This is a genomic window from Paraburkholderia susongensis, from assembly GCF_900177725.1.
GTDB lineage: Bacteria > Pseudomonadota > Gammaproteobacteria > Burkholderiales > Burkholderiaceae > Paraburkholderia > Paraburkholderia susongensis.
In genome coordinates this window covers 133855-152531 of record NZ_FXAT01000011.1, presented here as the reverse complement: position 1 = coordinate 152531, position 18677 = coordinate 133855, and the positions used below count along the sequence as shown (strand labels likewise).

15 protein-coding genes are annotated in these 18677 nt (G+C 65.0%); 5 read left to right on the top strand and 10 right to left on the bottom strand.

The annotated features are described in order from the left end of the window. Nucleotides 1-56: 56 nt before the first annotated feature. From fae to B9Z01_RS26675, 6 genes are all read right to left on the bottom strand, one after another. Nucleotides 57-581 carry a formaldehyde-activating enzyme gene (fae, locus tag B9Z01_RS26700; protein ID WP_085488555.1) on the bottom strand — a complete coding sequence of 175 codons (525 nt, stop codon included), beginning with the start codon at nucleotides 579-581 and terminating at the stop codon, nucleotides 57-59. A 699-nt stretch (nucleotides 582-1280) separates the two neighbouring features. Continuing rightward, on the bottom strand, nucleotides 1281-1577 hold the full coding sequence (locus B9Z01_RS26695; protein ID WP_085488554.1) for an H-NS histone family protein: 297 nt from the start codon (nucleotides 1575-1577) through the stop codon (nucleotides 1281-1283). A gap of 181 nt (nucleotides 1578-1758) precedes the next feature. After that, the gene (locus tag B9Z01_RS26690) at nucleotides 1759-2958 is read right to left on the bottom strand and encodes a serine hydrolase domain-containing protein (RefSeq protein WP_085488553.1); all 1200 of its coding nucleotides are present in this window, start codon (nucleotides 2956-2958) and stop codon (nucleotides 1759-1761) included. A gap of 101 nt (nucleotides 2959-3059) precedes the next feature. Continuing rightward, nucleotides 3060-3263, bottom strand: a complete 204-nt coding sequence (locus tag B9Z01_RS26685; protein ID WP_085488552.1) for a hypothetical protein — start codon at nucleotides 3261-3263, stop codon at nucleotides 3060-3062. Between the two features lie 448 nt (nucleotides 3264-3711). After that, nucleotides 3712-3972, bottom strand: coding sequence for a hypothetical protein (locus B9Z01_RS26680; RefSeq protein ID WP_085488551.1), 261 nt, complete (start codon nucleotides 3970-3972; stop codon nucleotides 3712-3714). A 127-nt stretch (nucleotides 3973-4099) separates the two neighbouring features. Beyond that, the gene (locus B9Z01_RS26675; RefSeq protein WP_085488550.1) at nucleotides 4100-5596 is read right to left on the bottom strand and encodes a sigma-54 interaction domain-containing protein; all 1497 of its coding nucleotides are present in this window, start codon (nucleotides 5594-5596) and stop codon (nucleotides 4100-4102) included. Between the two features lie 339 nt (nucleotides 5597-5935). Here B9Z01_RS26675 and B9Z01_RS26670 point away from each other — a divergent pair, with 339 nt between their 5' ends. From B9Z01_RS26670 to B9Z01_RS26655, 4 genes are all read left to right on the top strand, one after another. After that, nucleotides 5936-7336 (top strand): GntP family permease, encoded by a 1401-nt coding sequence (locus B9Z01_RS26670; RefSeq protein ID WP_085488549.1) that lies wholly within the window; start codon nucleotides 5936-5938, stop codon nucleotides 7334-7336. A gap of 594 nt (nucleotides 7337-7930) precedes the next feature. Beyond that, nucleotides 7931-8182, top strand: coding sequence for a hypothetical protein (locus B9Z01_RS26665; RefSeq protein WP_027195395.1), 252 nt, complete (start codon nucleotides 7931-7933; stop codon nucleotides 8180-8182). Nucleotides 8183-8553: 371 nt separating this feature from the next. Then, the gene (locus B9Z01_RS26660; protein ID WP_085488548.1) at nucleotides 8554-9546 is read left to right on the top strand and encodes a DedA family protein/thiosulfate sulfurtransferase GlpE; all 993 of its coding nucleotides are present in this window, start codon (nucleotides 8554-8556) and stop codon (nucleotides 9544-9546) included. A 96-nt stretch (nucleotides 9547-9642) separates the two neighbouring features. Then, a complete protein-coding gene (locus tag B9Z01_RS26655) occupies nucleotides 9643-11373 on the top strand; it encodes an FAD-dependent oxidoreductase (RefSeq protein ID WP_085488547.1) in 1731 nt (576 codons plus the stop codon). 164 nt (nucleotides 11374-11537) lie between these two features. Here B9Z01_RS26655 and B9Z01_RS26650 read toward each other — a convergent pair whose 3' ends face one another. Both B9Z01_RS26650 and B9Z01_RS26645 read right to left on the bottom strand, forming a co-directional pair. Beyond that, nucleotides 11538-11795 (bottom strand): hypothetical protein, encoded by a 258-nt coding sequence (locus tag B9Z01_RS26650; protein ID WP_085488546.1) that lies wholly within the window; start codon nucleotides 11793-11795, stop codon nucleotides 11538-11540. Nucleotides 11796-12128: 333 nt separating this feature from the next. Continuing rightward, nucleotides 12129-13031: a DMT family transporter gene (locus B9Z01_RS26645; RefSeq protein WP_085488545.1), complete on the bottom strand. Its 903-nt coding sequence runs from the start codon at nucleotides 13029-13031 to the stop codon at nucleotides 12129-12131. Between the two features lie 199 nt (nucleotides 13032-13230). On the opposite strand from B9Z01_RS26645, the gene B9Z01_RS26640 reads away from it, so the two are divergent. Next, nucleotides 13231-14148, top strand: coding sequence for an AraC family transcriptional regulator (locus tag B9Z01_RS26640; protein ID WP_085488544.1), 918 nt, complete (start codon nucleotides 13231-13233; stop codon nucleotides 14146-14148). Between the two features lie 9 nt (nucleotides 14149-14157). On the opposite strand, the gene B9Z01_RS26635 is transcribed toward B9Z01_RS26640, so the two are convergent. Together B9Z01_RS26635 and B9Z01_RS26630 are read right to left on the bottom strand one after the other, a co-directional pair. Then, on the bottom strand, nucleotides 14158-17250 hold the full coding sequence (locus B9Z01_RS26635) for an FAD-binding and (Fe-S)-binding domain-containing protein (RefSeq protein ID WP_085488543.1): 3093 nt from the start codon (nucleotides 17248-17250) through the stop codon (nucleotides 14158-14160). 35 nt (nucleotides 17251-17285) lie between these two features. After that, nucleotides 17286-18572, bottom strand: a complete 1287-nt coding sequence (locus tag B9Z01_RS26630) for an MFS transporter (RefSeq protein ID WP_085488542.1) — start codon at nucleotides 18570-18572, stop codon at nucleotides 17286-17288. Nucleotides 18573-18677 lie beyond the last annotated feature (105 nt).

Here is an 18677-nt window from a genome sequence, read left to right as displayed (position 1 = left end):
GATAGCGAATGCGCAATGCGGGGCGCCCGGCGACGCACCTTATCCGCGTCGCGCGCTCAACGCTGTTTCGGCGTGTAGAACGGGTTCGACACGTCGCGCGCGGCGGCGAAGACTTCATCGCGATGCGGCAAGCCCTTCATCGCCGCGAGAATCGCGTTCTTGCATGCGCGGTAGTTGTTCTCGAACACGGCGTCGAGATTGTCGGTGGCCGGGTTGACCCAGTTCGCCGACACGACGACCCAGTCGTTTTCCGCTTCGGGCGGCAACGTGCCGTTTTCCAGCGATTCGGCCACCGCCTTCGCGATGCCGGCCTGCGACGCGCCCCACGTCGCGTTGCCGTGGAAGTCGTTCGCGATCTGCGCCTTGTTCACATAGAGCGTGAGCGGCTTGGTCGGCACGCCGGGACGCGCGATCACGACGAACGGCGCGTGACCCGCCGACGGCGTCGCGAGCGCCGTGGCGAACGCCTGCCCTGCCGGACCGTTGCGCGGGCCGACCAGCACGTTGATATGCGCGAGATTGACGCCCGGGCCTTCGAATCCTTCGCCGATAAAGAGTGTTTTGTCCGTCGATGCGCTCATGGTCTTTCCGTCGGTTTGAGTGGATGACCGATTGTGGCGCGTGGCCTTGGCGACCATGTATCGATGAGTTCTGAGCTGGGGTATGAGGCGAACTCAACTCCGGGTTTGCCCCGAGCACCGGCTTTGCTCAGGCGCGACGCCCGGCGTGCGCGCATGCACGCGCGCAAAGGTGAGTGCTTTCGGGACTCGTCGCGACGCGTGTCGAATCGCCGCGAAAGGTGAGGATCGCGAAGATCATCCGCGCACCCGCAGCGGCAGATCGAACAGGAAGACAAACCGTGTAGAAGCCGCAGCCATGCTCTGAAAGACCACCGGCACGCCGCGCGTGGAATGCCTGGAAATGCCAGGGAATGCCCGCCAGCAAAGGCTCGCGCGGCTTTCCGGCGAGGCATGCGCATCAGCGCAACGCGGTGGCGGCACATGCGCCCGGCGGTGCGTCGCGTGACAGAGCCTGGCTCACCGAAGCAAGCGCATGAAGAGCAAACGCGCCGGCCAAGCTCGCGGATCGCGTTCAGGCTCGATTCAAAGGTGAGCGTTTTCAGGACCCGCGCAACGGCGCGGAAGAAAGCGTACGGCGTATCGCTTCAGGAAAGATGCGCGGCATGATCGCGGATCGCGGCGAGCATCACGCGACGATCGCAACGCGCTGACGGCCCTCGGTAGGCCTCGACAGCCCCGGCAAGCAGGCTTGCACCTGCATCAAGCGTCGATCAGAAACCGCTCGCGATTCTTGCCTGCCAGCCACGCGGGCGCGCGGCCGCGGCCGCTCCACGTTTCGCCGGTTTTCGGATTGCGGTACCTGGCGACCGAAGCCGAAGCCGCCTTGCGCCTCGGCTTCGCCGCGCTCGTGAAGCCGAGTTCCTCGGCGGTCAGATCGTATTCGGCGATCTTCTGCCTGATCTCGGCAATCACTTGCGCGACTTCGCGTTCGCGGGCCGCTGCGACTTCCTTGTGGAGCTTTTCGAGTTGCGCGGTCAACTGCTTGTAAGAGGCCATGCGGTGTTCCCCCATCGGTTGGACGAACTGCTGTGCGGACATTATCAGACGAATAAGGCACAGCATAGTGAATCACGCGGCCCTATGCATGAGGCAGACGCTGCGCAGGCCGTGCTGGCCGCGCCGTGAGGGCGGTGAGGGCAGTTGGAGCGATGGGAGCCGGTAAGCGCCGCAAGCGCGCTCAGTCGTCGATCGCGTCGTAGATGCGGCGTTCGAAGTCGGTTGCCATCGGGAAGGGGGCGATCGAGCGGCGCTGAATCAGCATCACGCCAATCAGGTTTTCGACCGGATCGGCGAACCAGCTCGTGCCGTACGCGCCCGGCCAGCCGAACGAACCGGGCGAGCGATAGCCGAGCGGCAGTTGCTGCGCCGGATCGTCGACGATCGACAGGCCGAGGCCGAAACCCTGCCCCGCCCAGATCACGTGCCCGAAGGCCGGCAGGCGGCGCTGCTCGCGCGTCAGGAAGTTGCTGCGCATCAGATCGACCGAGCGATGCGACAGCAGACGCGTTTCGCCGACGCGCCCGCGCCCGAGCAGCAACCGCGCGAATTGCAGGTAGTCTTCGGCGGTCGAGACGAGCCCGCCGCCGCCGCTCTGGAAGCGCCGCGGATTCGCCCAACGGCTCGCCGCCGGATGATCCTCGATCACGCGCCGCCGCGTGTCCGGATCGACGTTATACGCGGTGGCGAGGCGCGCAAGCTGTGCGTCGGGTACCCAGAACGCGGTGTCGCGCATGCCGAGCGGCTCGAAAATGCGCGTGCGGAAAAACTCGCCGAGCGGCATGCCGCTCACGCGCTCAATCAGCACGCCGAGTACGTCGGTCGCGACGCCGTAGTGCCAGCGCGAACCCGGCTGGAACATCAGCGGCAACGCGGCGATGCGTGCAAGCCACGCGCTGTTGCCGCCGTTCGCCTCGAAGCCGTTGAAGGCGGCCGCATAGGCTTCGGACAGCGGACCCGTCGCCGTGAAGTGATAGGCGAAACCCGCGCGATGCGTGAGGAGGTCGAGCACCGTGAGCGGCGCACGGACCGAGTCGGTGTCGTCGAGCGGGCCGGTGGGATCGCGCAGCACGCGCGGCGCCGCGAGTTCGGGCAGCCACAGGGAAATGGGCGAATCGAGCGCGAGCCGGTCTTCCTCGATCAGCAGCATGATCGCGGCGCTCGTGACCGGCTTGGTCATCGAGGCGATGCGAAACAGCGTGTCGCGCTCCATCGGCAATTGCGCGGCTTCATCGCGCAGGCCAAGCGGTTCGAAATAGCCGATTTCGCCGCGCCGCCACACGAGCGACACCACCCCTGCCACTTCGCCGCGCTCCACGTAACCTTGCATCGCGGTGGTCAAAGCCGCCAGCCGGCTCGCGCAAAGCCCTGCTATTTGCATGTTCGTCCTGTGTCAGTCAAGGGAAAGTCCAGCCATAAAACTTATCCGATCGAAGAGTATACGACGGACTTTCTTTATTGCTGACATTCACTTTCCGGCATTCAGGCTTTTTGCCGCTTTTCGAGCGCGCACAGCGCCGCATTCAAACGTCTGACGCGAGTCGCCTGCGCCGGCACGAGAACCGCGCCGGAAACCAGATCGATCCGGTTGCGCCAATAAGAGAGCGGAATACGATCCTCCGCCGATATATGCGAAATAATCTGCTCCAGATGCTCAATATCTTTTTCGAGTTGTTGATGATTCATTGCTTTTCCCCGGATTCTATTAAATTAGTGTTGAAGCAAAAATCGAAGCATGGAGGGCGCAATGGCCAGCGGGCGCGGGCGCAGCGCTACCGGGAGCGGAAAATACTTCCTGAGCGTCTCCTGCGTCAGAAAAACCCGGCAAAATCTGCCTGCCAAGGTTAAATCGCTAACGGTTCGAAAAAGAATACTGCTACTGAACTTCGCGTTCCGTTAGCTTCCGCACCGACTCCGTTCGACGGCAAACCGGATAGCGATTATTGCGAGGTCCGGCTGGGAGAATAATTGGCGATACGCGAGTCGCCCCAGCAAAGGGCCGCGTATAAAAGCGATACGTATGCTAACCGATTATCTGACGTAAATTGGGCGGACGGATTTATGACGACCATACGTTTATCGATCAGCTCGCGTGGCCGCACCGGCATTGCACCGGCGCGGTGTGAGCGCGTACTTACTTCGCGCGGCAGGCGTAGATCAGATTGAGCGTGCCGCCCTCGCTGGACTGGCGCACGACGTCGTACGCGCCGTTGCACGCAGCGCTGGCCTGTTGCGAGCAGGAATCGGAGCCGACCCGGCATTGCACGAGCGTGGTCGCGCGGCCATCCGAGAGGAACAACGGCGCGCTGCTGCTGCAGCCGCCAAGCACGACGATTGCGCCGGCGGCCAGCATGGCGCTCAAGCGGCGTGCGAAGAAGGAAAGACTGCGTTTCATTGGAAACCCCGGTCACGTCTTGTTGTTCGATCACACAATTGTGCCACGCGGCACTTGCGCTGCGTCAGTTGCCGCGCCATGCGGGTTCGGTGCAGTCGGCGACGCGCAGCCGGGCAAGCGCGATGCCTCAGACCTCGATTCCGTGCGCGGCGATTTTCTTGTATAGCGTCGCACGTCCCATGCCGATCTGTTTCGCCGTGTCGAGCACGCGGCCGCCGTTCGCGCGCAAGGCGTCGCTCAGGAAGCGCTTTTCGAAGGCGGCCATCGCGTCGCTCCATGACGCGGGTTCGGCGGCCGCGTCCGCGGTGGCCGGCGACGGCGTCCGCCCGTGCACGGGCGTCGGCGTTTGGACCCGCCCCGGCGCGCCATGCAAGCCACTGCCGCCACCCTGCCCCGATCCGATGAACGGCGCGAGCGTTCGCGCATCGATCCGCTCGCTGTCGGACAGCATCACGGCGCGCTCGAGCGTATTGCGCAACTCGCGCACGTTGCCTGGCCACGCGTACGCGCAGAGCAGCCGCAACGCGTCGTCCTGCAATTCGAGGTGACCGCCGCCGCGCGCCTGCGCCGCGAGGTCTTCGAGCATGGCGTACGCGAGCGCCTCGATGTCGGAAGGCCGCTCGCGCAGCGCGGGCGCGTGGATCGTCAGCACGTTGAGCCGGTAGAACAGGTCTGCGCGAAAGCGCCCGGCTGCGACGAGGGCGGGCAGATCGGCCGACGTCGCGGCGATGATCCGCACGTCCGCGCGCACGATCCGGTTCGAGCCGAGCGGCTCGAACTCCTTGTCCTGCAACACGCGCAGCAGCTTGCCCTGCAAAGGCAGCGGCATATCGCCGATTTCGTCGAGAAAGAGCGTGCCGCCGTTCGCCAGCTCGAACTTGCCGACCCGCCCTTTGCGATCGGCGCCCGTGTACGCGCCGGGCGCGGCGCCGAAGAACTCGACTTCGAGCAGCGTCTCGGGAATCGCCGCGACGTTGACGCTCACGAGCGGCTGATTCGCGCGCGCCGAGCCGCCGTGGATCGCATGCGCGAGCAGTTCCTTGCCGGTGCCGGTTTCGCCGAGCAGCAGCACCGGCGATTCGAGTTGCGCGGCGCGCCGCGCCTGGCGCTTTACTTCGAGCGAGGCCGCGCTCGTGCCGACGAAGCTGCCGAACGTATAGCGGGCGCGGCGCGCCTGCGCGAGCGACTGGCGCGTCGCGATCAGCTCCTGCTGGAGCCGCGAGTAATGGGAAAAGAGCGGCGTGAGCGCCTTCAGTTCGTCGAACAGCGCGAAGCCGACCGCGCCGATCGTCACGCCGGCGTCGTCCTTGAGCGGCAGGCGCGTAACGACGAGCGGTTCGCGGTCCGTCTCCATGATGTCGAGCAGGATCGGCTTGCCGGTGTTCACGACCTCGCGCATCAGGCTGTTGGGAATCACCGCTTCGCAATCGCGGCCGATCGCCTGCCGCGGATCCGAAAAGCCGAAGCGCGCCGCGTAGCGCTTGTTGATCCAGACGACGCGCGCCTGCGCATCGACGATGAACGTGCCTTCGCTGAAATTCTCGAAGGTGCGAAAGAGCGAATCCATCGCCCGGCGCAATACATCGCCGTAGGTGACGGGCAAGCCCGCCCAGTCGGTCATCATGCTGTCGCTGTCTCCACGTAGGCTCGTGATTGTGTTTGTCTCTATTTGTAGACAACATTATCTACAACTGGAGATATGAGCGGCAAGCCTACTGCATCAAGGTTTATCCCAGGTCGAGCGTATCTTCGATGAATTCGAATCCTGTTCTGGAGACGTTTCGGTACAATCGGCCGCGCGGCCTTGCGACGCCGACGCGAGCGTTAGGCTTGCGCCATCGGCACTTGCGGCGCTTTCAGCGCCGTGGCGACCGGTGTGGCATGGAACCTGCGTTCTGCCCGCCCCGCACCGTCGCTTCGCCAAGGCGGCACATATGCAGAACAACCAAGTTTTGGAGACCCAATGTCCTTTGTCATCGTCCTCGCCGCGCTGGCGTTCCTGATGTTCGCCGCGTACCGCGGCTACAGCGTCATCCTGTTCGCGCCGATTGCCGCGCTCGCCGCCGTCCTGCTGACCGAACCGGCCGCCGTCGCGCCGGTGTTCACGAGCATCTTCATGGACAAGATGGTCGGCTTCGTGAAGCTCTACTTCCCGGTGTTCCTGCTCGGCGCCGTATTCGGCAAGGTCATCGAGCTGTCGGGCTTCTCGGAATCGATCGTGGCCGCGGCGATCCGCTATATCGGCCGCTCGCGCGCGAATGCGGTGATCGTCGCGGTGTGCGCGCTGCTCACCTACGGTGGCGTGTCGCTGTTCGTGGTGGTGTTCGCGGTCTATCCGTTCGCCGCCGAACTGTACCGCCAGAGCAACATTCCGAAGCGCCTGATGCCGGGCGCGATCGCGCTCGGCGCGTTCTCGTTCACGATGGATTCGCTGCCCGGCACGCCGCAGATCCAGAACATCATCCCGACCACGTTCTTCAAGACGACCTCGTGGGCCGCGCCGACGCTCGGCGTGATCGGCTCGCTGTTCATCATCGTGGTCGGCCTGTCGTATCTGGAATGGCGCCGCCGCGCCGCGATGGCGACCGGCGAGGGCTATGGCACCGAGCTCGTCAACGAGCCGGAGCGCGTCGAATCGAAGCAGCTGCCGCACCCGCTGCTCGCGGTCGCGCCGCTCGTCGTGGTCGGCGTCGCGAACTTCCTGCTGACCCGCTGGATTCCGGTCTGGTACGGTCCGACCTACACGATCACGCCGGACATCCTGCCGGGCCTGCATGCGCCGGTCGAAACGACCGTCAAGGCCGTGGTCGCGATCTGGGCTGTGCAGGGCGCGCTGCTGCTCGGCATCGTGATGGTCGTCGTAACGGCGTTCGGCCGCGTGAGCCAGCGCTTCGCGGTCGGCACGAAGGCGGCGGTCGCAGGCGCGCTGCTCGCGTCGCTGAATACCGCGTCGGAATACGGCTTCGGCGGCGTGATCGCCGCGCTGCCGGGCTTCCTCGTGGTCGGCAACGCGCTGAAGAGCATTCCCAATCCGCTCGTCAATGCGGCCGTTTCGGTCAGCACGCTCGCGGGCATTACGGGTTCGGCGTCGGGCGGCATGAGCATCGCGCTCGCGGCCATGTCGGACGTCTTCATCAAGGGCGCGGAAGCCGCGCATATTCCGCTCGAGGTGCTGCATCGCGTGGTTGCCATGGCGAGCGGCGGCATGGATACGCTGCCGCACAACGGTGCGGTGATTACGTTGCTGGCGGTGACTGGATTGACGCACCGCCAGTCGTATCGCGACATCTTCGCGGTCACGGTCATCAAGACGCTCGCGGTGTTCTTCGTGATCTCGGTGTATTACGCGACCGGACTGGTTTGAGCGGAACGCGTGGCGAGGCAGCGGCATACGCCGTTTTGCATTGCCCCTCGGGCGCCGGTGTTTTTTACCGGCTCCGCTGTATTGGTCTGATAAATCGGCATTACTCCCACCTCGACAAGCCGCTATTGAAGCAAGAGGATGAGAGTGTCAGCGCCCAATCGTTGCAAGGGCAGGCTGACCCGAGTAACAACGGCGTTTGATGGCCCGTCCACTTATCCGGATGGGCCATTTTTTGCGCGGCCGTTCTGCATGTGGGTGAAATGCGACGCGCTGTGCCGCCTCTTGTGCCGCCTCCTGACGCAAAGCGATCCACGTCCGCCCGACCCGCCCGCACGTCTTTCGTACGTCACTCGTACGTCGCCCGCATGACAATCGTGAACACACATCGCGTCGCCAAGGCGGCCTGAAAAATGCGTCCGTTATGGCGGGGAGTCGCGTTAAACTGATTGCCACGCTCCGGGAGTGACCATACTGGCGGCGTCACACTCAAGTAAAACCCGGGCGTTACAGAGAAAGCCAGGCACGGCGGCGCGGCAGACGGCGCGCTCCCGTTCGTACAATGATTCGATCAACAACGGAAGAAGGACAACTTCGATGCGCATCACCGGGTCCTCCGGGTCAATGGCCCTGCTCACCGAATACGACGACGCAACGGCGCGCGAACTCCGCTCGCTGCGCCTCGAATCGACAGATGACGGCAAAGGCATCCTGCTGATCGAGGTCGATGAGCGCAAGCCGGGCATACATCGCGAAGTGCGCTACGAAATCACGCCCGCCGAACTGATTGCCGCGATCCGCGCGCACGGCGCCGAATTGCCGGGTGAGCAGCACAATCATCGTCAGTGACATTTGGCATGCTGCGAGACGCGGGAGCGTGATCGCCGCGTGCCTTGCCCGTCTCGCTCGCTGAGCATAGACGCGGGTATGCGGCATTGTTCGCGCTTACCGCCCCTGCGAGCGCCGATCCGCTTTCCTTGTTCCGGCGAGGCGGCCAATCCGCACTTTTCCGTGCGCTTTTCCACGCGTTTGCGCGCTTTTTTACGCTCACGGCCGAACCTGCCTGCGTCGCCTTCGGCACCGCGTGACAGCGCTTTCAACGCCCGCGTGGCGGGCAGATTTTCAGGCCGTTTGCACGTCTCGAAAATGCGTCCATAATCCTTGCATCCCCCTTTGCTCTCCTAACCGTGCTGCGCCCGCAAGGGCATGGATGTAAACCGATGCTACATGACCTCGTCGAGCAATACGGCCCCGCGCTCGTATTCGTCAACGTGCTGGCCGCCGCGCTCGGGTTGCCGGTGCCGGCGATGCCGTCGCTCGTACTGTTCGGCGCGATGGCGGCGATGCACCCCGGCTCGGTCGGCACGCAGTTGCTGCCCGTTCTCGTGCTATCGATCTTCGCTACGCTGATCGGCGACAGCGCGTGGTATCTCGCCGGCCGCATCTACGGCGGCAATACGCTGAAAACGATCTGCCGGCTATCGCTTTCCCGTGACACCTGCGTGAAGAAAACCGAGCGCTTTTTCGGCCGCTGGGGCGTACGCGTGCTGGCCGTCGCGAAGTTCGTGCCGGGCCTGTCGATCGTGTCGATTCCGATGGCCGGCGCCATGCGCACCCGCTACCGCACCTTCCTCACCTATGACAGCATCGGCGCCGCGCTCTGGTCGGGTACCGGCCTCATCATCGGCGCGCTGTTCGCGCGGCAGATCGACATGCTGTTCGCGATCGCCGGGCGGCTCGGCCGCACCGCGGCCGTCGTCGTCGTCGCGCTGCTGCTGTTGTACGCGGCGTACCGGTGGATCCGGCGCCGTCAGCTGATCTCGAAGCTCGCATCCGCGCGTATCGAGGTCAACGAACTCGCGAAGCTGTTCGCGGCCGGCAAGCCGCCGGTCTTGTTCGACATCCGTTCGCAGGAAAAACGCAAGCTCGATCCGTTCGTGATTCCAGGCGCGCAATTCGCCGACGAACGGCAACTCGACAGCATCGTCGCCACCTATCCGCACGATCAGAAACTCGTGATCTACTGTTCCTGCCCGAACGAGATTTCCGCGGCATGGATGGCGAAGCAATTGAACGAGGCCGGCTTCTCCGACGTGCTGCCGCTGCGCGGCGGCATGGAAGCCTGGCGCGACTCGGGCAAGCCGGTAGACGCGCTGCCCGAGGCGTCGCCGCCGGAAGTCGCGGTCGACGACATCGCGCCCAAAGCCGTATAGCGCGGCGGCGTCCGCCTGAGCGCGCGCTCGCGCGCCGCGCCGCACCGTTTCGCACCCCCGTTCAATCGTTCAAGTGAACACCGAAGGAGCGGTTCAATGCTTTCGACTCAGGACGTTTCGACTCAAGAGGTGGAAGGCCAGCAGGGAGTCGTCGCCGACGCGCCGTTTTCGTCGCTCTCGACGCGCATGCATCAGATGTTCCCCGCGCTCACCTGCGCGGAAATCGGCCGGCTGCGCCGCTTCGGCGAGGTCGGCCACTGGCGCTCCGGCGAATTGCTGTTCGAGACCGGCCATCCCGGCCCCGGCATGTTCGTGCTGCTCGAAGGACGCGTGAAGGTTTATCAGCGCGATGGCATCGGCCGCGAGGTCCTGATCGGCGAGCACGGCGCGGGACATTTTCTGGCCGAGGTCGGGCAACTGTCGGGGCGGCCCGCGCTAGTAAACGGCATGGCGATCGGCGCAGTTCAGGCGCTGCTGATTCCGCCTGACCGGCTGCGTGCGCTGATCGTCGCCGAGGCCGAACTCGGCGAGCGCATCATGCGCGCGCTGATCCTGCGGCGCGTATCGCTGATCGAAAAGGGCGCGGGCGGCCCGATCCTGATCGGCAACAGCAGCGACGCGCGGCTCGTGATGCTGCAAGGCTTCCTGTCGCGCAACGGCCATCCGCATTCCGTGATCGACGAACGCGACGAAGACGCGCTGCGCCTCATCGAACAATTCGCCGCGCGGCGCGAGGACATGCCGCTCGTGATCTGCCCGGACGGCTCCGTGCTGCGTCATCCGAGTACGCCGGAACTTGCGACCTGCCTCGGCCTCCTGCCCGATCTCGACGACTCGCACGTCTACGACGTCGCGATCGTCGGCGCCGGACCGGCGGGCCTCGCCGCCGCGGTATACGCGGCCTCCGAAGGCCTCTCGGTGATCGTGCTCGACAGCCGCGCCCCGGGCGGCCAGGCGGGCGCTAGTTCGCGCATCGAAAACTACCTCGGCTTTCCGACCGGCATCTCCGGCCAGGCGCTCGCGGGCCGCGCGTTCGTGCAGGCGCAGAAGTTCGGCGCGCACGTCGCGATTCCGGTCCACGTGAAGGCGCTGCAGTGCGGGCAGTCGCCGTACCGGCTCGAACTGAAGTGCGGCGGCCACATCAGCGCGCATGCGATCGTGATCGCGAGCGGCGCGGTGTACCGGCGGCCCGCGCTCGAAGGGCTCGAGCGCTTCGACGGGCGCGGCGTCTACTACTGGGCGTCGCCGGTCGAAGCGAAGCTGTGCAAGCGCCAGGAAGTCGTGCTCGTGGGCGGCGGCAATTCGGCCGGCCAGGCCATCGTCTATCTGGCGACGCATGCGGAGAAGGTTCACGTGCTGATCCGCCGCAGCGGTTTCGAAGCGACGATGTCGCGCTATCTGATCGACCGGATCCGCTCGCTGCCGAACGTGTTCGTGCATCCGCATTCGGAAGTCGGACGGCTCGAAGGCGATGAAGACGGACTGGTCTCGGTCGCGCTGAAAAAGCCGCTATCCGATGGCGTCGATCACTTCGACACGCGGCATCTGTTCCTCTTCACCGGCGCGGACCCGAACACCGAATGGCTGCGCACCTGCGGCGTGCAACTCGACGCGAAGGGCTTCGTGCTGACCGGCATCGGCGCGGACGGCTCGGCCGCGGCCTGCGATCTCGCGACCACGGTCGAAGGCGTGTACGCGATCGGCGACGCGCGCGCGGGATCGACGAAACGGGTGGCCGCGGCGGTCGGGGAAGGCGCGGCCGTCGTCGCGCAGATTCATCAATTGCTGGCGGCATTCAACGGGGAAGTGGTGGCGCTGGGCGCGTGAGCAGTACCACGACGATACCGGCGGCCAGCAATGCGATCGCCATAGCCATCGCAAAGACCATGAAAAAAGCGCACTGTGAATCACACAGTGCGCTTTTTTCCGTAGACAGCGCCGCCCACGCAGCGCCGCCGCAAACACGCGCTTCAGCGGCCTATCCTGCCCACTCAACGGTCCAGCTTTGAGCGCAACTCGCGCGCGGCTTCCAGCAGTCCTTCGTAACCCGAACGCGCATGCTCGGGCAGATCGGGATCGCCGACCAACGCGCCGAGCGTTTCGATCAGACTGTAGACAATACCCTTCGCCGCGCCCGATGCAATATTGCCGGACGACACCTGCTGATCGACGTGGCTGAGCGCCGCGTCGAGGTGCTCCATCTCGGGACGATCGTCAGCGGGCGGCTTGGGAGAAACATCTTGCGTCATGATGAAACATCGCTCCTGTTAATGCATCGGTGGACCAGCCTGTCACGTTGTTATATACCGATCATGCGCCGCCGTCCATTCGTGTTCGGCGCGAGTGCGATCCGCATCAAGGCGTCCAGCGATACATGAGGATCTTCGCGCGCGCGTCGTCTTCGAGCAGCACGACGTACTCGCCGTTCTCGCGTGCTTCGCCAGCATGCGTATTCGATGCATTAATACGCCGATATCGGAACCGATAAAAGCCGGCTCCCGGAAACACTCACCTGCCGTCAATTCAGCCGGTTTCTCCGCCCCCGTAAATACTCACCTTGAGCGATCACGTCGCAGCCGTCCTCATGAACCCGTCACCGCACGCCGCACGAAAATCCGCCGCGTCAGGTCGAACGCGACCAGATTGCCGGCTACCACGAGCAGCAGTCCAACCACCGCGAGCGCGGACCACCGGTAGCCCTCGAAGACCGTCGACGCCGCCAGCGCGACGATTGGAAACAGCACCGTGCAGTAAGCGGCGCGCTCCGGTCCCATGCGTCCGACCAGCATCAGATACGCGGTAAAGCCGATCACCGAGCCGAACACCGCGAGATAGGCGAGCGCGCCGAGATAGCGCGGCGAAAGATCGAGCGCGAACGAGTAGCCGGCGAGCATGCTGCCGATCGTCAGGATGGCGGCACCGATCAGCATGGCCCAGCTATTGGTCGCGAACGGATGCAAACCCATCGACTGCATGCGGCTCGACAGCAGATTGCCGGCCGAAAAGCACATCGTGCCGAGAAACGCGACGCCGAGACCGAGCCACGCGGTGTGATCGCCGAGATGCCCGGCCATCTGCTGAACGAACAGACAAACGATACCGACGAGCCCGAGCAACGCGCCCGCTATCGCCGTCGGTTGCAGCGGCCGGCCCATGAACAGCCGCCCATTGATCGAGTTCAGCAGCGGTGCGGTCGAAAACACCACCGCCACGAGGCCGCTCGGCACGATCTGCTCGGCGTAGTAAAAGCACAGGAAATTGAGGCAGAAAAGCGCGAGGCCCTGCGCGGCGAGGAAGCGCCACGCTGCACGCGGCGGCCAGATCGGCCGGCGCATGATGCGCAGCAGCGCGAACAGCAGGAGCGCCGCGATTCCGAAGCGCCACGCAATCGACACGGGCGGCGGCACCGCGCCGAGTTGCCATTTGATCGCGATCCACGTCGTGCCCCAGATCAGCACGGTGGAAACATAGAGCAGAAGATTCATGGTCGGGCCTCAGGCGGCAATCTCGCTCAGCAACGACGAGCGCCGGTAACAAGCAACAGGGACGGAACCCGACTATGCCGCCGCGCCGCCGCCCGCGCTTGTCCAGGATTGCGCACTTTTTCGCGCCGATGCACCGCCAGGCGAGGCTCGCCGTATACTGGGCGCTCGATCATTCATCGGAAATCGTCCGCTCGCCGCCGTGAACGCCAGCCCGTCCGCCCCCGTGATATCCGCTGCCGAAACGCCCTTCGGTTTGCAGTCGGTCTGTCACACGCTCGCCAGCGCCAACGCGAACCTGGACCGCTTCGCGTGGCTCGGCGACGGACTCGCGATCGCCGTCTGGACGCGCGACACGAAAGAAGCCGAGACCGTCTACGAGCAGCCCGGCCATCACACGCTGTCGTGCTATCTGGACGGCGGCTACCGCACCGAGCGCCAGAAGATGCCGGGCCACTACGGTGCGCCGTCGCGGCTGTGCGCGCTGCCTGGAGATCACGAATCGCGCTGGTGGGTGCGCGGTCACATGCACTTCATGCACCTGTACTTCCTGCCCGAGCACTTCACGCGGCGCGCGGTGCGGGAACTCGACCGCGAGCCGCGCGAACTGACGCTCGCCGACCGCACCTATTTCGAAGACCCGCATCTCGCGACGCTATGCCAATCGCTCGTCAACGAAGACTGGCAGAGCCCCGACGGCCTCCTGCGCACCAACGAGACCGCGCACGAAGTGCTGAGCCAACTGTTGCGTGGACAAGGCGTGCGGCGCGCCGGCGTATCGCCGAAGGGCGGCCTGTCGGTCGCGACGCGCCGGCGACTGCGCGACTACATCGACAACCATCTCGCGCAGCCGCTTACGCTCGGCGAGCTGTCGGGCGTTGCGGCGCTCTCGGAGTTTCATCTTGCGCGCATGTTCCGCGAGTCGTTCGGCCTGCCGCCTGCCGCGTGGATCGCGCAGCAGCGGCTCGAGCGGGCGCGCATGCTATTGCGCACCACCGCATTGCCGCTCGCGCAGATCGCCGAGCAGTGCGGTTATGCGAATGCGAGCCACTTTAGCCACCGCTTTCGCGAGAGCGCGGGGGTGACGCCGAGTGCGTATCGGCAGGTTGTCGGCGTTTGATCCACATCATCATCGCAGCGCCATCGCCAGCACGCGCGCGACGTGGATCGCCTCGACGCCCGCGCCATCGTGAATCTGATGCCGGCAACTGGTGCCGTCGGCGACCACCACGGTAGCGCTGTCGACCTTGCGCACCGCGGGCAGCAGCGACAGTTCGGCCATCGCCTGCGACGTCGCATAGTGCTCGGCTTCGTAGCCGAAGCTGCCGGCCATGCCGCAGCACGACGATTCGACCGTCGACACCGCCAACTCCGGAATCCACTTCAGCACGGTCTGCACCGGCGTGAACGCATCGAACGCTTTCTGATGGCAGTGGCCGTGCACGAGCGCCTGCCGCATCGGCAGAGGCTTCAACGCAAGCTGCAAACGTCCGGCCTTTTCCTCGCGCACCAGAAACTCCTCGAACAGAAATGCGTGCTGCGAAAGCCGCCGCGCTTCGTCGCCGAAACCGTACTGCAGGAACTCGTCGCGCAACGACAGCAGACACGATGGCTCCAGCCCCACGACCGGCACGCCACGCTCGACGAATGGCCTGAACAGATCGAGCATGCGCCGTGCTTCCTGCTTCGCTTCATCGACAAGACCCGCGGCGAGAAACGTGCGTCCGCAACATACGGGGCGTTCGCCCTCGCGCGCATTGAAATGCACCGTGTAGCCCGCGGCTTCGAGCACCTGCTGCGCGGCGCGCGCGTTATCGGGCTCGATGTGATTGTTGAAGGTGTCGACGAAGAGCAGGACTTCTTTTAGCGTGGGCTTTCGCGTAGGTTCTTGCGCCGCGTTGCGTGCGGGCCCGGCGCTCGCATTGCGGCTCACCCCGCTGCCTACCATGCCGCTCTGCTCGCGGGACAGCGCATCGGCGAGAAACGGCTTCCTGAAGCGCGGCAAACTGCGCTGTGTCGCGAAGCCGACCGAGCGCTTGAACCACGCCGACAGCACCGGCACGTTGTCCGCCAGCGCGAGCAACCCCGGCATGCGGCTCGCCGCGCCCGCATAGCGCGGCATGAAAGCGACGAGCCTGTCGCGCAGACGCAGACCATGCCGCTTCATGCGCGCCGCCCGCGCCTCGATCTTGAACTTCGCCATGTCGACGCCGGTCGGGCAATCGCGCTTGCAGCCCTTGCACGATACGCAGAGGTCGAGCGTCTCCTTGACGTCGTCGCTCGCGAGGCCGCTTTCGCCGAGCTGCCCTGAGATCGCGAGCCGCAACGTATTGGCGCGCCCGCGTGTGAGGTGCTGCTCGTCCTTTGTCACGCGATAGCTCGGACACATCGTGCCCGCATCGAACTTGCGGCAGTGGCCGTTGTTGTTGCACATCTCGACCGCTTTCGCGAGACCGCCGCTCAGATCGCCGCCGCTGCCCGGCGCGCTTTCCACGCCCGTCAGCGGATCGCGCTCGACGTTCCACGCCGACCAGTCGAGCACCGTGTCGAGCCGCTGCTCCCTGTAGCCCGGCGCGAAGCGGAAATTGCGCGCGTCGTCCATCTTCGGCGGACGCACGATCTTGTCGGGATTGAAGCGGTTGTCCGGATCGAACAGCGCCTTGATCTCGCCGAACGCCTGGTTCAGGCGCGGCCCGTATTGCCACGCGACCCATTCGCCACGGCACAGGCCATCACCGTGTTCGCCCGAATACGCGCCCTTGTACTCACGCACGAGCGCCGCCGCTTCCTCGGCGATCGCACGCATCCTGATCGCGCCATCGCGGCGCATGTCGAGAATCGGCCGCACATGCAGCGTGCCGACGCTCGCATGCGCGTACCACGTACCTTCGGTGCCGTGGCGGTGAAACACCTCGGTGAGCCGGCTCGTGTAATCGGCCAGATGTTCGAGCGGCACGGCGCAATCCTCGATGAAGGAAACGGGCTTGCCGTCGCCCTTCATGCTCATCATGATGTTGAGCCCGGCCTTGCGGACTTCCCACAGCGCTTTCTGCTCGTTCGCGTCCGGCATTTCGACGACCGAATCAGGCAAGCCGAGATCGCTCATCAGTTCGGTAAGCTGACGAAGTGATGCGAGCTGCGCGGCGCGGTCCTCGCCCGCGAACTCGACGAGCAGAATCGCCTGCGGCTCGCCGACCAGCGCTTTCGCGATTACCGGACGAAACGCCGGATTGCTCAACGCGAGATCGATCATCGTGCGGTCGACGAGCTCGACCGCGACCGGCTTGAGCCTGACGATGTGCTGTGTGAGCGCCATCGATTGCCGGAACGTCGGAAAGTTGACGACGCCGAGCGTCTTGTACGCGGGCAGCGGCGCGAGCTTCAGCGTGATCTGCCGGCTGAACGCGAGCGTACCTTCCGAGCCGACCAGCAGATGCGCGAGGTTGGCGCTGCCGTCATCGGTATAGGCACGCGGATTCTGGCAATCGAACAGGTCGATGTTGTAGCCCGCCACGCGGCGCAGTACCTTCGGCACGCGCTCGACGATCTCGTCGCGCTCGCGCTGCGCGATCCGCGTGACGTCCGCGATGATCCGCTGCAAGCGCTCGCCTTGCGGCGGCTCGCGCAGCGATGCGAAGCGCGCTTCGCTGCCATCGGCGAGAATCGCGTCGATCGCCTCGACGTTGTGCACCATGTTGCCGTACTCGATCGAGCGCGAGCCGCACGAGTTGTTGCCTGCCATGCCGCCGATCGTGCATTGCGCGGCCGTCGATACGTCCACCGGAAACCACAGGCCATGCGGCTTCAACCACGCGTTCAGATGATCGAGCACGACGCCGGGCTCGACCGTGACCGTGCGTGCGACGGCATCGAACGCGACGATGTTGTTGAGCCACTTGCTCGTGTCGACCACGAGCGCTTCGCCGACCGTCTGCCCGCACTGGCTCGTACCCGCACCGCGCGCGAGCAGCGGCACCTTCTCGCTACGCGCGATGTCGAGCGCGATGCGCAGATCGTCCTGATCGCGCGGCACCACGACGCCGACCGGCATGATCTGATAGATCGACGCATCGGTCGCGTAACGGCCGCGGCTCGCGATGTCGAAGAGCACGTCGCCGCGCAGCGATTTGCGCAGATGCTGTGCGAGCGGACTCGTCATGCGTGCGGCGGACGGGACCAGATGGATCGGCTTGACGAGTACGTTGGCAGTGGGGTTCGTCATATCGTCGGTCTGGGGGATATGAATGAAGCCATGTTTTATGTGCCCATGCGCGTGGAAACCTGCGCCTTCTCCGACGCGCCCAGTTCGAAGCGGCTTTCCGGCTGCATGCGGAACGCGAGCACGACCCCGACGCCCATCAGCAACATGCTGCCGACGAACGGCAAATCCCAATTGCCGAAGTAGTCGATCAGGAAGCCGCCCATCACCGGCGAGATGATCGCGGCGAGCGCCGAGCCCGTGTTCATCATGCCGCTCGCGGTACCGGAGAATTCCGGGGCGATGTCCATCGGGATCGCCCACATCGGGCCGATCGTCATTTCGGCGAAGAAGAAGCCCGATGCGAGACACGCGATCGACAGCGCCAGGTTGTGCGTGAACATCAGCGGGATCAGCGACAGCAGGCAGAACAGCATGCACACCGACACCATCCAGCTGCGCGCGCGCTTGAGGCTGCCGGTGCGCTTGAAGATCGCGTCGGTCACGAGGCCGCCGAGCGTGTCGCCGATCACGCCGGCGAAGAACACGACGGAAGCGAAGATCGCCGACTTCTGCAGTTGCAGATGATGGTTGTGCAGGAAGTACAGCGGTATCCAGCTCAGGAACAGCCACAGCGTCCAGCCGTAACAGAAGTACACGATCGTGACCGGCGTCATGCGGCGAAACAGCTTGCCCCACGGCAGGCCCGTGACCTTCGGCTTCGGCGCCGGCAGCACGGCGAGCTCCTCAGGCGTGATGCGCGGATGATCTTTCGGATGTTCGGTGAACGTGACCGCCCACACGACGACCCACACCAGGCTCAGCGCGCCGCAGATATAGAACGATTCGCGCCAGCCCCAGGTCGCCATCACGAGCACGATGAGCGCCGGCGCGACCGCATTGCCGACACGCGACGCCGCGTGCGTGATGCCCTGCGCGAAGCCGCGCTTCTCTTTCGCGACCCAGCGCGACATCGCGGACGTCGCGGCGGGGAACGTCGCGCCTTCGCCGAAACCGAGCACGAGGCGCGCGACGAGCAGCGAAGCAAGTCCGCCCGCGAACCCCGTGAACACGGTGGCAAGCCCCCAGATCGCGCCGCAGAACAGCAGCGTGCGCTTCGCGCCGAAGCGGTCGCTGACCCAGCCGCCGATCACCTGAAACAGCAGATACGGATACGCGAAAGCCGAGAACACGAGGCCCACCTGCGTATGCGTGAGATTGAACTCCTTGCCGAAGCCCGCCGCCGCGGTACTGACGTTCACGCGGTCGAGGTAGGTGATGAAGTACATGACGCATAGCATCACTAGAACGATACGGGTCGCACTGGTCAAACGAAACCGCTTCATCGTCTCTCTCCATGGCATGTGTCGACGGCGCGCCTGAAGTGGCGCGCTTCGTCGTCGCCCGCTGTCGCCCGTTATCGGCAACGGCCGCTGTGGACGCGTTGCATG